Raw genomic sequence first — 14051 nt, 5'->3', positions numbered from 1 at the left:
CTAGCGCAACCTGTCTACCATCACAAAGATGACCCTCGACGACGTCGCAGGCGAGCTGTACACCCTCGACCCCGGCGACTTCGTGTCGACCCGCGCCGAACGCGCCGCCCAGGCCCGCGCCGACGGTGACCGCGACCTGGCCAAGGCCATCACCGCCCTGCGCAAACCCACGGTCGCGGCCTGGACGGTCAACCTGCTGGCCCGGCACGCACCGCAGGAGATCGCCGCCCTGCTCGATCTGGGCGACGCCCTGCGGTCGGCCCAGCGTCAGCTCTCCGGCGACAAGCTGCGCGCGCTGGGCACCCAGCGTCAACAGGTCGTGAACGCGATGACCAAGCGCGCCGCCGAACTGGCCGCCGAGCACGATCGCCCGGCGAGTGAGCAGGTGCTGCGCGAGGTCGGTCAAACTCTCACCGCGGCGCTGGCCGACCCCGATGTCGCCGATCTGGTTCGCGCCGGAGTGCTGCCCACCACGGTCACCTACGACGGCTTCGGCCCGGCCGGTCTGGTCGCGATCACCGGTGGCAAGGCCACCCCCAAGCGCGCGAGCACACCCCGCACCGCACCGAAGGACACCGAAGCCGAGCGTCGCGCGCAGGCCCAGCAGGAACTCGACGACGCCGAATCCGGTCTGGCAGCCGCCCGCACCGATCGCGATGAGGCCGAAGCCGCTGCCGCGCGGGCGAAGTCCGACCTCGACGAGGTCGAAACCCGCATCGCCGACCTCCGCGCCGAACTCGAGCACGCGGAGCAGCAACGCCACTTCGCCCACACCGCCGAACATCGAGCGCGCGGCGAATTCACGGCTGCGCGCAGTCAATTCGATCGCATGCAGCGCTGGGTCGAGCGCGCCCGCGCTCGGCTCACCGACGACTAGGGATGCAGGGTGCCCGGGTAGAGGAACGCGTCGCGCGGTGGTCTCGTCCCGTCCAGCCATTCGGCCAGGAACTCGCCCAGCGGCATCGAGGTCCTGCTCTGCAGGAATTCCCGGAACTCCGGCATCGAGGCGTGACCGTCGCGATGCGCGTTCACGAAATCCTTGACCGCGGCGAAGAACACGTCCTCACCGAGCAACTTGCGAAGGGCGTGCAGGAACAGCGGCCCGCGATAGTAGACGGACGTGAACTCGTCGCCCGCGCCCGGCGCGGCCAGCGCGATCTTCCAGAACCTGGGATCGTCCAGGTATTTCGCGATGGTCTCGCGATACTCGGTGTCCACGTCGGCCTGGTCGATCCGCTCCGGCCACAGGTAATCGGCGGTATAGCTGGCGAAGCATTCGTTGAGACAGATGTCGGACCATTGCCGCACCGACATGGTGTCGCCCCACCATTGATGGGCCAGCTCGTGCACCACGGTGTTCAGATCGGTCCACGGCGCGTAGGTCGGCCGGGTCTGGGTCTCCAGCGAGAACGGCAGCTCGGTATCCACATAGATCCCACCGGCCACATCGAACGGGTAAGGACCGTACAGACTTTCGAGGAAGTCGAGGATCTCGGGCAGCCGCTGCTCGTCTTCGCGATTGTCGCCGGATTCCGGCGCGAACGCGCTCAGCACCGCGGTGCCGTTCGCGCGCCGCTGTTCGAGGAAGGTGAAGTGGTCCACCGCGACCGTGGTCAGATAGCCGATCGTGGGCTGTCGGGTCTCCCACGTGGTGTGCAACCGGCCGTCGCGCACCACGTGCTCGGTGCGGTCGCCGATCGACATGATCTCCCAGTCGGCGGGCACCGTGGCGTGCAGCGTGAAAGTCGCCTTGTCCAAGGGGGTGTCGTTGAGCGGGTACCAGGTGCTCGCGCTGTGCGGCTCACCGACGGCGAACGCACCACCGTTGGGCGCGTGCGTCCAGCCTTCGCCCTCGGTGTCGGCTGCCGCGCCGGCGTAGTCGACGATGACCCGCATCGGCAGCCCCGGCGGCAGCGGTAGCAGTGGCGTGACCACGAGCTCGTGCTCACCGTCGTGGGCGAACCCCGCGGGCTGACCGTTGACGGTCACCATCAGCACCTCGGGTCCGCTGTAGTCGAGGTTGAACTGTGCCAGCGGCTGGGTGACGCGGCCGTCGATGCGGGCCGTGCCGCGCAGGTGGTGAGCACCGGGTTCGTAGTCGATCGACACGTCGTAGTGGGTGACGTCGTAGCCGCCGTTCCCGTCCAGCGGATAGTAGGGATCACCCAGCCCCGGAGCCCCGATCAAGGCCGAATCCGCCGCTACCGGAGGAACTCCCAGCGCCACCAGCGCGAACACCACGCACAACCCGGCCGACCAGCGCATGTCGAGGACACCTTTCGTCGACCGGATCGCACGAACCGAACCATCGTCGCAGGTGCGCCCCTAGCCCAGGTCGGAGGGCAGGTGCTGTGGGTCGAGCAGCAGGCGCTTGGTCGCGGTGCGTTTCACCCGCGATGCCAGTGCCAGGTTCTGCGCGAGCAGCCGCCATTCGACCTCGTTGATGGCGTCGCACGCGCGCTCGATCACCGCGTCGTCGCGCGTGCCCCAGGCGATCGGCATGGCGGTGACCAGCTGCCAGCGTTCGCCGACCTGACGCGGAGCACGGTCGGTGCGCACCGCGACGGCGGGCACCCGCTCACCGCGCTGCGGCGTGTGTCCGGGCAGCGTGCGCACCTTGCGGGTGATCAGAGCCCAACTGCGCTCCGGCGCAGCGGGTTCGGCGATATCGACCAGGGCGAGCAAGACGATCGCGCCCGGCTCGGCATCGCTGACGACGGCGGGGACGAGCACCCCGTCGTGGTAGAGCTTTTCGATGCTGGAGCGATGCGGCGTCCACAACGCCACCCACAGCGCGATGCCCGCGATGAGCACGCACACCACCGCGAGCAGAAATCCCCACGCCTGCCCGCTCCACACCAGCGCCGCCGTGGCCGCGATGGCGAGACCGGCGACCAGCAGGGCCACCAGGCGCAACCTGCGTAATCCGGTGAACGTCTCGTTCACCGCATGAGCGTGTTCACGGTCGACCACGAATTCGAAGCGGCGCACGCCTTCCTTCCTAGCACAAGTTGCGGAGGAATTGCCTCCACTTATCTGCCGAGGGGTTCACACACCGCACGCTACCCCCCTTTGACCTGGCGAACAGTGCTACACGCCGTCCCCGATCGGCGGACCGAGCAGGTCGTCGGCATCGACGATGCGGTAGGCATAGCCCTGCTCGGCCAGGAAGCGCTGCCGGTGCGCGGCGTATTCGGCGTCGAGCGTGTCGCGCGCGACCACCGAATAGAAATGCGCCTGTCCCCCATCCTGTTTCGGCCGCAACAGCCGGCCGAGGCGCTGGGCCTCTTCCTGCCGGGAACCGAAGGTTCCCGAAACCTGCACCGCCACCGAGGCTTCCGGCAGATCGATGGAGAAGTTGGCGACCTTGCTCACCACCAGCACGGGGATCTCACCGGAGCGGAAGGCGTCGAACAGCGCCTCACGTTCCCGGTTCTTGGTGGCGCCGGTGATGACCGGGGCGTTCAGGTCGACACCGAGCTCGTCGAGCTGATCCAGGTAGGCGCCGATCACCAGGGTCGGCGCACCCGGGTGCCGGGCCAGGATGGACTCGACCACCGGGATCTTGGTGCGCGCGGTGGAACACAGCTTGTAGCGTTCCTCCGGCTCGGCGGTGGCGTAGGCCATCCGCTCCGCGTCGGTGAGCGTCACCCGCACCTCGACGCAGTCGGCAGGCGCGATCCAGCCCTGCGCCTCGATGTCCTTCCACGGCGCGTCGTAGCGCTTCGGGCCGATCAGCGAGAACACATCGCCCTCGCGACCGTCCTCACGCACGAGCGTGGCGGTGAGACCGAGCCTGCGGCGCGACTGGAGGTCGGCGGTCATCCGGAAGACCGGCGCGGGCAGCAGGTGCACCTCGTCGTAGATCACCAGGCCCCAGTCGCGGCTGTCGAACAGCTCGAGGTGCTTGTACTCGCCCTTCGACTTGCGCGTGATGACCTGATAGGTGGCGATGGTGACCGGGCGGATCTCCTTGCGCTCGCCGGAGTACTCACCGATCTCCTCCTCGGTGAGGGTGGTCCGCGCCAGCAGCTCGCGCCGCCACTGCCTGCCCGCCACGGTATTGGTGACCAGGATCAACGTCGTCGCCTTGGCCTTGGCCATCGCGGCCGCGCCGACCATCGTCTTGCCCGCGCCACACGGCAGCACGACCACACCGGAACCGCCCGCCCAGAACGAATCGGCGGCCATCTCCTGGTAGTCGCGCAGGTGCCACTTGCCCTCGGTGTAGTCGAGGCCGATGTCGTGCGCCTCGCCGTCGACATAACCGGCCAGGTCCTCCGCGGGCCAGCCGATCTTCAACAGCATCTGCTTGATGTGGCCGCGCTCGGACGGATGCACGATCACGGTGTCGTCGTCGATGCGGGCGCCGAGCATGGGCGCGATCTTCTTGTGCCGCAGCACTTCCGCGAGGACCGCGCGATCCAGGCTCACCAGGCACAACCCGTGCGCGGGATGTTTGACCAGCTGCAACCGGCCGTAGCGGCCCATCGTGTCGACGATGTCGACCAGCAGCGGCTGCGGTACGGCGTACCGCGAGAAGTTCACCAGCGCGTCGACGACCTGCTCGGCATCGTGGCCCGCCGCGCGGGCATTCCAGAGCGCCAGCGGCGTGATCCGATAGGTGTGCACATGCTCGGGGGCGCGTTCCAGCTCCGCGAACGGGGCAATGGCCTGCCGGGCGTTACCTGCCAGCTCGTGGTCGACCTCGAGCAGCAGAGTCTTGTCACTTTGCACGATCAGCGGACCGTCGGTCACACGTTGCTCCTGTGATTGTCGGCGGCGGGCGCCGCGGGTTTTCGGCCTCGTAACCCAGGATCCGAGGGGCGATACTCCGGCTTCGCCGTTACGTCTCGCCCCCGCGGATCCGGGGCGGCCGAAAACGTGGTGGGCGAGTTGGGAGTCCGTAGGTGGGCTCGTCGGGTGCGGCGTTTCACTCGTGCGGGAACCCCGGATCCCGGGTGAGGAAACGTGGCTTTTGTCGATTGTACGGACCAGGACCGACATGACCTGGGCGGACAAACAGCGACAGCGATGGTCGGCCGGTCCAGCAGGTGTCGACTGGACCGCGACAAGGCGTTCCTGACCGGGGCAAACTCGGTGCATGCTTCAGACAACGGCGGTTCTCGGGGTCGCGGCGGCGGCGCTCGGCATGGTGCTGACGCCGGGACCGAACATGATGTATCTGGTCTCGCGCACCGTCGCGCAGGGCCGCCGGGCGGGGATGATCTCGCTGATGGGGGTCGCCGCGGGCTTCGGTGTGTACCTGATGGCGGCCGCGGCGGGGATCACGGCGGTGTTCGCTGTTGTTCCCGGGTTGTATCTGACGGTGAAGCTGGCGGGTGCGGCGTATCTGCTGTGGCTGGCCTGGCAGGCGATCCGGCCGGGTGGGGTGTCGGTGTTCGCGCCCGCCGACCTGCCGCACGACCCCGCGCGGCGCCTGTTCACGATGGGGTTGGCCACCAACCTGCTCAATCCGAAGATCGCGATCATGTACATGGCGTTGATCCCCCAGTTCGTCGACCCCGCTCGCGGCGCCCTCTGGTTGCAGAGCCTGTCGCTGGGCGCCATCCAGATCACGGTCGCGCTCACCGTCAACGCCATGATCGTCCTCGGCGCCGCGGGCCTGGCCACCTTCCTCACCGCCCGCCCCCTGTGGCTGCGCACCCAGCGCTACCTCATGGGCACCGCTCTCGGCACCATCGCCGTCCTGCTCGCCACCGACAAGGCCCGCCCCACCCCCGCCTGAGAAACGTGCCGCCGTCGCGGTCGCCCGCGGAATCGGATCGCCACCAGCGTGTGGGCCGGTCGCCGTCGCCGCGCGCCTGCGTGTCACGCTGCTTCGGAGTAGCGAGGCGGAAGGATTGCGCAGTGAGCGTTGGTGTGCTGGTGGCGGCGTTGGCCGGGCCTTCGGTCAGCGAGCTGGACTCGGCCGTGAACGCGGTGCATCGGGGCGGCGAGATGATGGGGGTCATCTCCTTCGCCGCGTCGGGTGCGCTGGTCGCGGTGCGCAAGCGGCTCGATCTGTTCGGGATGGTGGTGCTGGCGTGTGCGACCGCGCTCGGCGGCGGCATCGTGCGTGACCTGCTGATCGGGCGAACTCCCCCGGCCGCGTTCACCGACCTGACCTACCTGTCCGCGTCGATAGTCACCGCACTGGTCCTGTACTTCATCGCGCCTTCGCGCCGGCTCACCAAGGGACCGCTCGAAATCGCCGACGCGATCGGGCTCGGACTGTTCTGCGTCACCGGGACCGTGATCGCCGACTCGGCCGGGCTCGGCGCACCCACGGCCGCCCTGCTCGGCATGACGACCGCCATCGGTGGCGGCGTCATCCGCGATGTGCTCAGTGGCGAGGTGCCCACCGTCCTGCGCCCGGACCAGGACCTCTACGCGATCCCGGCCCTGTTCGGCGCGGCCGCGACCGCCGCACTGCTCTCGTTCGACCTGTACCAGGCCTGGACGGGACTTCTCGCCGCCGCGGGCGTTGTGGGTTTTCGCCTGCTCGCCCGCCATTACCAGTGGCACGCGCCGCTGGCCCGCCACGCCCGCGACTGACCGGCACCGGCGACCCAGCGCCGATCAGCTGTCAGCGCACCATCATTCCGGCCCGAAGCCGCCGTACCCCTTCGTCGATCGTTTCGTCGCGTTTGCTGAAGGTGAAGCGCACCAGGTGTTTCCAGTCAGCGGGGTGATCGGCGAAGACGCTGACCGGTACCGCGGCAACGCCGAGTCGCGCCGGTAGTTCACGGCAGAACGTCAGCCCGTCCTGCGCGCCGAGCGGCCGGATGTCGGCGCAGACGAAGTAGCCGCCATCGCTGGCCGAGACCGTGAAACCGGTGTCGCGCAACGCCGCCGAGAGCCGTGTTCGCTTGTCCGCCAGACCGTCCCGCTGGGCATGCACCCAGTCCAGTTCCTCATCGATCGCCTGGGCGACAGCAGGCTGGAACGGCCCGCCGCCGACGAACGTGAGGAACTGCTTGGCCGCGAGCACACCGTCGAGCAGCGGCGCGGGCGCACAGGCCCACCCGATCTTCCACCCGGCGACATTGAACGTCTTCGCCGCGCTGGACACCACGACGGTGCGCTCACGCATCCCGGGCAGCGTGGAGATGCTGATGTGCTCGGCGCCGTCGTAGACGAGATGCTCGTACACCTCGTCGGTCAGCACGAGCAGATCGTGTTCGACAGCCAGCTCGGCGATCGCGGTGAGGTCGGCGCGGTCGAGTACGGCTCCGGTGGGATTGTGCGGCGAATTGACCATCAGCATGCGGGTTTTCGGTGTGATCGCGGCACGCAAACTGTCCAGGTCGAGCACGAACCGGTCGCCGTCGGGCACCAGGCGAGCCGTTCGTCGCCGCGCCCCGGCGAGGGCGATCGCGGCGGCGTAGGAGTCGTAATACGGCTCGATCAGCACCACTTCCTGGTCGGGCTCCACCAGACCGAGTACGGCGGCGCTGATCGCCTCGGTCGCGCCGACGGTCACCAGAATTTCGGTGGCCGGGTCGTAGGCGGTGCCGTAGCGGCGGGCGCGGTCATCGGCGATCGCTCGACGCAGCACCGGCATCCCGCGGCCGGGCGGGTACTGGTTGAGCCCGTCGGCGATGGCCGCGCGGGCCACCTCGAGCATGCGTGCGGGTCCGTCGGTATCGGGAAAGCCCTGGCCCAGATTCACCGCGTCGTGGCGGACGGCCAGTTCGGTCATCTCGGCGAAGATGGTCGATCCGAAGGGGCGCAGGCGGGCGACGGTGGGCGGCACAGGCGGCATCTCCGCAGCGTATCCCACTATTCGCCGACGTTGCCCAGCGATAGCGAACACGCATGTTTCACAAACGTTTTCCTGCTTTGACCTGCGCTATTGTGCGTTTCCCCAACCTCAGCTAGCCTCGCCGTGTTCTACCTCACACACCACTGCGTGGTGGTATATCGAAAGGGGCTCACATGGCCTCACCTCTGCTCGACTTCATCCTGCAACCGGCTGCGTCGGAGGTAGCCGGTTCGGCCCTGCGATTCATCCACGATCACGTCGCCAGTCCGATCGTCGACTGGTTCACCGGTTCGGCGACGCCGGACAACAACATGGGTTCCTCGACGGGGGACTTCAACCTCGGGTCGTCGACCGGCGATCACAACTGGGGCTCCACTTACCCGTAGAAAGTCCGCGATGCACGCTGGTCCGCATCGCTACGCCGATCAGCTCAGCGCTGTGAAGTGAACCGCTGACCTCGCACGCCTCGACGGTGCTGCGGGGTCAGCGGAGGCGGGCGCCGGACAGTTTCGTCACGTTGGCGAAATCGTAAGCCGCCCAGATCTTTCCGTCTCGAACCGAGAAGGCGAGCACCCGCACCGGTCGCCCGAACGGGGAGTTGGGATCGGTGAGCACCAGCCCTGATTGCCCGTTCACCGTGGCCGCGCCCAACTCCAGGCCGGGTTCTTCCTGATGCTTGCGCCAGAGACCGAGCGCCAATCGGGCGACCTTCTCCTGTCCGGCAACAATATTCAGCGCGGTCTTGGTGGTGCCGCCCGCGTCGGCGGTGAATGTCGTGTCCGGATGCAGCGTCGCGGCTACCGCGGCCACATCACCGGTGGCCAGTGCGGCGAGGAACCGCTGCACCGCCCGATCGTGCACATCGTCGGCGACCGGTTCCGGCGCCTTGGCCACCGCCCGGCGCGCGCGGACCGCCAATTGTCTTGCGGCATCGGCGGAGACGCCGAGGACCTCGGCGATCTCGCCGAAGGGCACACCCAATCCCTCGTGGAGCACCAGCGCCACCCGCTGCTGCGGCGTCAACGCGTCGAGCACCACCATCGCCGCCATCCGGCTGTCCTGATCGCGCACCACCACGTCCAGGGGATCGGGTGTGCGCGAAGACGAGGCCGCCGAGACGATCGGTTCCGGAAGCCACTGCCCCACATAGGTTTCGCGGCGCACGGCGGCGCTTCGCAAGTGGTCGAGGCAGATTCGGCTGACGACGGTCGTCAGCCAGGCACGCAGATCGTCGATCTCGGACTGGTGCACCCCCGCCATCCGCAGCCAGCTCTCCTGCACCGCGTCCTCGGCGTCGCCGACGCTTCCGGTGAGCCGGTAGGCGACCGAAAGCAAGTGCGTTCGATGCGATTCGAACAGGTCGGCGAGAAACGGGGAAACCATCGGGTCAGATCCTACGGAGTACCCACTCGCGCTCGGCCCCACGGGTCGGCACCGGTGATTTCGCACACGTCATCTCGTCTGTACAACTACTACTGCCTACGCGAAGGACGGCGCTGCGTGACTACACCCGAGGTTGTGCTGGAGGGAATCGTGTTCGGCGAGTCACCGCGCTGGCACGACGGTCGACTGTGGTTCTCGGACTGGGGCGCGAACCAGGTGATCGTCCTCGACGAGGATCGCCGACCCGAGGTCGTCGCCCAGATCCCGTCGTTTCCGATGTGCATCGATTTTCTCCCCGACGGGCGATTGGTGATCGTCGACTCCGCGGCCCGCAGACTCCTGCGCCGCGACCCCGGCGGATCGCTGGTGGCCTACGCCGATCTCTCACCGGTGTCGGACAAGCCGTGGAACGACATCGTCATCGACGATCGGGGCAACGCCTACGTCGACAACATCGGCTTCGACTTCCCCGGCGGGGAGTTCGTGCCCGGCTTCATCGCGCGCGTCACGCCTGCCGGTGAGGTGCGGCGGGTCGCCGACGGGCTCGCCTTTCCCAACGGCATGGCGATCACCCCGGACGGCGCGACGCTGATCGTGGCCGAGTCGTACGCGAATCAGCTCACCGCTTACGCCATCGCGGCCGACGGTGGGCTGAGCGATCGCCGGGTGTGGGCGGCGACTCCGGGTGACCACCCCGACGGGATCTGCCTCGATACCGAGGGGCAGATCTGGTACGCGGATGTGGGCAACCAGCACTGCGTGCGGGTTCGGGAAGGTGGCGAGGTGTCGGCGCGGGTCCGGCTCGACCGTGGTGCGTTCTCGTGCACGCTGAGCCGGGACGGGGATCCTCGGTTGTACGTCGTCGGGCAGAGCTGGGGTGATGCCGAAGCGACCGGCCCCACCGGACAGGTCATCGTCTTTCCCGCGCCCGCGCCCGGTGCGGGCAGGCCGTGAAAATCCGGCGAGAATTTCGGCGTCGACTGTCAGGATGGCCGGATGTACGAGCACACGCTCACCGACGGAACCGTCTGGCTCACCCGCCCGACCGGGGCCGATATCGACCGCATCGTCGAGTGCTGTCAGGACCCTGATGTGCAGCGCTGGACCACGGTCCCCGTCCCGTACCACCGCTCCGATACCGAGGAATTCCTCGACCGGGTCGTGGCCCCCGGCTGGGCGGACAACGCGCCGGTCTGGGCGATCCGCACCGCCGAGGACGGCCGGGTCGAGGGCATGGTCGGCCTGCATACGCGCGGGCCCGGCGCCTGCGAGATCGGCTTCTGGCTCACCCCGGCGCACCGTGGGCGCGGGCTGATGTCGCGGACGATCAACCTGGTCTGCGACTTCGGTTTCGCCGCCGACGGTCTCGCTCTCGACCGGATCATGTGGCGCGCGATCGTGGGCAACATCGCCTCGGCCGCCGCCGTCCGCCGCAACGGCTTCCACTACGAGGGCGTGGCTCGATCGGGCGGGGTGCAGCGCGGAGCGCGGGTCGACGAATGGGTCGCGGCGCGCCTGCCCACCGACCCCGCCGTGCCGGTCGGCGGGTGGCCGACCGAGGTCGGCGCTGATGGCCGATGACGCGCGGTTCGACTGGTTCGCCGACACCATGGGCGTGCGGGCGGGCGAGCATGTGCTCGAGTTGGGGCCGGGTTCCGGCGCCTCGCTGACACGGATCGCGGCCCGGCTGGGAAGCGGGCGGATCGTCGGCGTCGACCGTTCGGCGACCGCGCTCACGCAGGCCGGGCGCCGCTGCGCCACGGAGATCGCCGACGGACGCGTCCGCCTGGTCGACGGTGAGATCGGAAAGGTCAGGGCAGACCGGCTACTGGACCAGCTCGACCCCGGCCGGCGATTCGATCTGATCTTCGCCGTCAACGTCAACCTGTTCTGGACCGGCCCCGCCACCGCCGCCTGGTCGACGATCCGCGAATGCCTCGCCCCCAGCGGCCGCATCTGGCTCTGCTACGGCTACGGCACCACCGACAGCCCCACCCCACCCACCGCGAAACTCACCGAACGCCTCGCCGCCGCCGGCTACCAGTGCACAACGGTCACCACCGACACCCTCCTGGCCGCCCGAGCCACGCCGCTCTCTTGACGATCAAGATCAACAGCACCATTCGCGGAAACCCCACCCGGGCAATGCTTGCGCCAATGCGTGGTGATCGATCGCCCAGCGGCGAAGCAGCCCTCTCGCGTGGCTCGCGTCCGGCGGCAGTGGCGGCCTCGGCGAAACCCTGCGGTGAACGGTCAGGTCGGGCGGTTGGTGGCTCGGCGGGCCGTTCCCCGGTGCGCGGAGATCGTGGTGGGGTCTTCGGGCCAGGCGTGTTTGGGGTAGCGGCCGCGTAGGTCGGCGCGGACCTGGGGCCAGCCGTTCTTCCAGAAGGAGGCCAGGTCGGCGGTGACGGCGACGGGGCGCTGAGCTGGGGACAGCAGGTGCAGCAGGATGGGGGCTCGGCCGTCGGCGAGGGTGGGCGGGTCGGTCCAGCCGAAGATCTCCTGGACCTTGACGGCGAGGATCGGCTGATCGGCGGAGTAGTCGAGGCGGACGCGACTGCCGGAGGGGACTTCCAGGCGTTCGGGGGCCAGTTCGTCCAGGCGTGCGGCGGCGGGCCACGGGAGCAGGCGGCGCAGCGCGGTGCCCGCGTCGACGCGGGCGAGGTCGGCACGGCGGCGGGCGGTGGACAGTTCGGGGCCGAGCCAGGTGTCGAGGTCGGCGAGGAGTGCGTCGTCGTCGACGGCGGGCCATGGCGCGCCGAGGGTGCGATGCAGGAAGCCGAGACGGTGACGCAGGCTCCGCGCGTCATCGCTCCAGCGCAGCAGGCCCACTCCCTCCGACTGAAGTCCTTGCCGCACAGCCTGTTCCATCAGTGCCTTCGGGGGCTGACGTAACGGCTTCTCCGACAGGATGATCGCGCCCAATCGCTCCACCCGCCGGGCCACCACATCACCGCCGTCCCACCGCACCTCATCGGCCACGACCACCAACCCCGGCGCGGCTTCCCGAGCGAGATCTTCATCGGCGACGGCCGCCAACCGAATTCGCCCCTCGGCCCGACCGGGGTCACGATCGGCGACCGCCACCGCGAGCCACTCCGCCGCCGCCAGCCCCGACCCCGGCGGCAGCGTCACCGCGGTACCACCCGCCATGAGATAGGTGGACGACCCGCTCGCCCGACGTCGAGCCAGCCGCTCCGGCTGCGCCAGCGCGATCAACAGCGCCGCGACATCCGTTCCGGAACCAGCACTTTCGTCACCATCACCCGGCCGACCGGCCACCGAGCCCGAGTTCGACCCACCTGACGAGGCATCGACCCGCGGCCCGCCGGAGCTCGACCCCGCGCGCCGACCTGCCCCCCGCGAGACGTCAGCCGGTGTGCCGCCGGCAACCGGTTGGCCGGGCTCGTCGCCCGATGACGTGTTCGTGATGAGTCGTGTCAGGCGCTGGACTTCGCGGGTCCAGCGGGGTGGGCGTTCGATGCGAAGGGTACGCAAGGCTGCCGCCGCGTCGGCGGTGCCGGCGAGGGAGTCGTCGTCCATCAGGACGACCATCTCGGCGGCGGCTTTCGCACCGACGCGGGCGGCGCCGTCGAGGAGCGCGCGGGCGAGGCGGGGGTGGAGGCCGAGCTCGGCCATGGCCTTGCCGCGCGGGGTGATGTGGTCGGCATCGTCGAGGGCGCCGAGGGCGCGCAGGACGGTGCGGGCGGCCGCGAGGCCACCTTCGGGCGGTGCGTCCCACCAGGCGAGGCCGGTGCCGTCGGGGGTGCCCCAGCAAGCCAATTCCAGTGCGAGACGGGTGAGTTCGGCGGTCCGGATCTCGGGTTCGGGATAGGCGGGCAGGGTTTGGTGTTCGTATTCGGGCCAGCAACGCCACGCGTGGCCGGGCGCTTCGCGGCCCGCGCGGCCCGCCCGCTGCTCGGCCGCGGCAGCCGAAACACGTACTGTCGCAAGGCCGGAAAGCCCGCGCCGGTGATCGACACGGGAGACACGGGACAGTCCCGAGTCGACGACAGCGCGCACGCCAGGAACGGTGAGGCTGGATTCGGCTACGGCGGTGGACAAGACGACGCGCCGCCGCGATCCCGGCCGGAGCGCGAGGTCCTGGGCCGCGCCCGCGAGTCTGCCGTGCAGCGGGACTACGTCGACCCCGTCGAGCTCGCGCAACAGTCCTGCCGTGCGGTTGATCTCGCCGACACCGGGCAGGAAGACGAGCACATCACCGTCGACAGTGGCCAGCGCCGTGCGGGTAGCCCTCGCGACCTGCGCTTCGATCCGCTCGCGGGGCAGGGCGGGCAGGTAATCGACCTCGACCGGATAGGTCCGCCCGTGTACTTCCAGAACCGGGGCACGCCGATCTCCAGGCCCGGTCTCCCCGGTGCCGAGCAGCTGTGCCAGACGATCCGCGGCCACTGTCGCCGACGTTGCCAGCACCCGCAGATCCGGTCGCAACCCCGACCGCGCGTCGAGCAGCAGCGCCAACAGCAGATCGGCGTCCAGATGCCGCTCGTGACATTCGTCGAGCACCACCGTGCCGACCCCCGCCAATTCCGGATCGCTCTGCAACCGACGCACCAGCAACCCCGAGGTCACCACTTCGATCCGCGTCCGCGCGCCGATCTTCCGATCCCCGCGGACCGCGTACCCCACGGTCTCTCCCACCCGCTCCCCCAGCAATGCCGCCATTCGCGCCGCCGCCGCCCGCGCCGCCAACCGCCGCGGCTCGGCCACCACGATCCGCCCCGCCGACCCGGCTGCCAGCGCCAACGGCACCAACGTGGTCTTGCCGGTGCCGGGCGGCGCGACCAGCACCGCGACACCGCGCTCGGCCAGCGTCGCGGTGATCCGGTCCAGCGCCGGCCGCACCGGAAGGTCAGGAAGTTCGGGAAGCTTCATCACC

The 14051-nt window shown here is 69.3% G+C and carries 13 protein-coding genes; 7 read left to right on the top strand and 6 right to left on the bottom strand.

The window, feature by feature from the left end:
• Positions 1–28: 28 nt before the first annotated feature.
• A complete protein-coding gene (locus tag ACFTS5_RS17570) occupies positions 29–877 on the top strand; it encodes a hypothetical protein (RefSeq protein WP_378631947.1) in 849 nt (282 codons plus the stop codon).
• Here the strand turns inward: ACFTS5_RS17570 and ACFTS5_RS17565 are convergent.
• From ACFTS5_RS17565 to ACFTS5_RS17555, 3 genes are all read right to left on the bottom strand, one after another.
• Complete coding sequence (locus tag ACFTS5_RS17565; RefSeq protein WP_378631945.1) at positions 874–2265, bottom strand: M1 family metallopeptidase; 1392 nt, start codon at positions 2263–2265, stop codon at positions 874–876. The genes ACFTS5_RS17570 and ACFTS5_RS17565 overlap by 4 nt on opposite strands.
• Before the next feature lie 60 nt (positions 2266–2325).
• Entirely contained in the window at positions 2326–2991 is a 666-nt protein-coding gene (locus tag ACFTS5_RS17560; protein ID WP_378631943.1) for a DUF3239 domain-containing protein, read from the bottom strand.
• A gap of 99 nt (positions 2992–3090) precedes the next feature.
• Positions 3091–4758: a DNA repair helicase XPB gene (locus ACFTS5_RS17555; protein WP_101464529.1), complete on the bottom strand. Its 1668-nt coding sequence runs from the start codon at positions 4756–4758 to the stop codon at positions 3091–3093.
• A 346-nt stretch (positions 4759–5104) separates the two neighbouring features.
• On the opposite strand from ACFTS5_RS17555, the gene ACFTS5_RS17550 reads away from it, so the two are divergent.
• A complete protein-coding gene (locus tag ACFTS5_RS17550) occupies positions 5105–5749 on the top strand; it encodes a LysE family translocator (protein ID WP_378631941.1) in 645 nt (214 codons plus the stop codon).
• Between the two features lie 212 nt (positions 5750–5961).
• Positions 5962–6558 carry a trimeric intracellular cation channel family protein gene (locus ACFTS5_RS17545; RefSeq protein WP_378632458.1) on the top strand — a complete coding sequence of 199 codons (597 nt, stop codon included), beginning with the start codon at positions 5962–5964 and terminating at the stop codon, positions 6556–6558.
• Positions 6559–6589: 31 nt separating this feature from the next.
• Here the strand turns inward: ACFTS5_RS17545 and ACFTS5_RS17540 are convergent, their stop codons facing one another.
• Positions 6590–7768, bottom strand: coding sequence for a pyridoxal phosphate-dependent aminotransferase (locus ACFTS5_RS17540; protein ID WP_378631938.1), 1179 nt, complete (start codon positions 7766–7768; stop codon positions 6590–6592).
• Between the two features lie 173 nt (positions 7769–7941).
• Here ACFTS5_RS17540 and ACFTS5_RS17535 point away from each other — a divergent pair, with 173 nt between their 5' ends.
• Complete coding sequence (locus tag ACFTS5_RS17535; protein WP_056818652.1) at positions 7942–8154, top strand: hypothetical protein; 213 nt, start codon at positions 7942–7944, stop codon at positions 8152–8154.
• A gap of 97 nt (positions 8155–8251) precedes the next feature.
• Here ACFTS5_RS17535 and sigJ read toward each other — a convergent pair whose 3' ends face one another.
• Positions 8252–9151 (bottom strand): RNA polymerase sigma factor SigJ, encoded by a 900-nt coding sequence (gene sigJ, locus ACFTS5_RS17530; protein ID WP_378631936.1) that lies wholly within the window; start codon positions 9149–9151, stop codon positions 8252–8254.
• Positions 9152–9268: 117 nt separating this feature from the next.
• On the opposite strand from sigJ, the gene ACFTS5_RS17525 reads away from it, so the two are divergent.
• The 3 genes from ACFTS5_RS17525 to ACFTS5_RS17515 are packed head-to-tail and all read left to right on the top strand — an operon-like array spanning position 9269 to position 11252.
• Positions 9269–10105 (top strand): SMP-30/gluconolactonase/LRE family protein, encoded by an 837-nt coding sequence (locus tag ACFTS5_RS17525; RefSeq protein WP_378631933.1) that lies wholly within the window; start codon positions 9269–9271, stop codon positions 10103–10105.
• 42 nt (positions 10106–10147) lie between these two features.
• Positions 10148–10732: a GNAT family N-acetyltransferase gene (locus ACFTS5_RS17520; RefSeq protein ID WP_378631931.1), complete on the top strand. Its 585-nt coding sequence runs from the start codon at positions 10148–10150 to the stop codon at positions 10730–10732.
• Positions 10722–11252 (top strand): class I SAM-dependent methyltransferase, encoded by a 531-nt coding sequence (locus tag ACFTS5_RS17515; protein ID WP_378631928.1) that lies wholly within the window; start codon positions 10722–10724, stop codon positions 11250–11252. Before ACFTS5_RS17520 ends, ACFTS5_RS17515 begins: the two co-directional genes overlap by 11 nt.
• A gap of 152 nt (positions 11253–11404) precedes the next feature.
• On the opposite strand, the gene ACFTS5_RS17510 is transcribed toward ACFTS5_RS17515, so the two are convergent.
• Positions 11405–14047 (bottom strand): ATP-dependent RNA helicase, encoded by a 2643-nt coding sequence (locus ACFTS5_RS17510; RefSeq protein WP_378631926.1) that lies wholly within the window; start codon positions 14045–14047, stop codon positions 11405–11407.
• Positions 14048–14051 lie beyond the last annotated feature (4 nt).

The organism is Nocardia sp. NPDC056952 (assembly GCF_042674185.1).
Taxonomy (GTDB): domain Bacteria; phylum Actinomycetota; class Actinomycetes; order Mycobacteriales; family Mycobacteriaceae; genus Nocardia.
The sequence above is the reverse complement of the archived record's forward strand: the minus strand, read 5'-3'. Positions and strand labels throughout refer to the sequence as shown.

Coding starts and splice junctions, on each gene's coding strand:
- ACFTS5_RS17570 (WP_378631947.1), top strand. CDS start 29: ATGACCCTCGACGACGTCGCAGGCGAGCTGTACACCCTCGACCCCGGC.
- ACFTS5_RS17565 (WP_378631945.1), bottom strand. CDS start 2,265: ATGCGCTGGTCGGCCGGGTTGTGCGTGGTGTTCGCGCTGGTGGCGCTG.
- ACFTS5_RS17550 (WP_378631941.1), top strand. CDS start 5,105: ATGCTTCAGACAACGGCGGTTCTCGGGGTCGCGGCGGCGGCGCTCGGC.
- ACFTS5_RS17545 (WP_378632458.1), top strand. CDS start 5,962: ATGATGGGGGTCATCTCCTTCGCCGCGTCGGGTGCGCTGGTCGCGGTG.
- ACFTS5_RS17540 (WP_378631938.1), bottom strand. CDS start 7,768: ATGCCGCCTGTGCCGCCCACCGTCGCCCGCCTGCGCCCCTTCGGATCG.
- ACFTS5_RS17535 (WP_056818652.1), top strand. CDS start 7,942: ATGGCCTCACCTCTGCTCGACTTCATCCTGCAACCGGCTGCGTCGGAG.
- sigJ (WP_378631936.1), bottom strand. CDS start 9,151: ATGGTTTCCCCGTTTCTCGCCGACCTGTTCGAATCGCATCGAACGCAC.
- ACFTS5_RS17520 (WP_378631931.1), top strand. CDS start 10,148: ATGTACGAGCACACGCTCACCGACGGAACCGTCTGGCTCACCCGCCCG.
- ACFTS5_RS17515 (WP_378631928.1), top strand. CDS start 10,722: ATGGCCGATGACGCGCGGTTCGACTGGTTCGCCGACACCATGGGCGTG.
- ACFTS5_RS17510 (WP_378631926.1), bottom strand. CDS start 14,047: ATGAAGCTTCCCGAACTTCCTGACCTTCCGGTGCGGCCGGCGCTGGAC.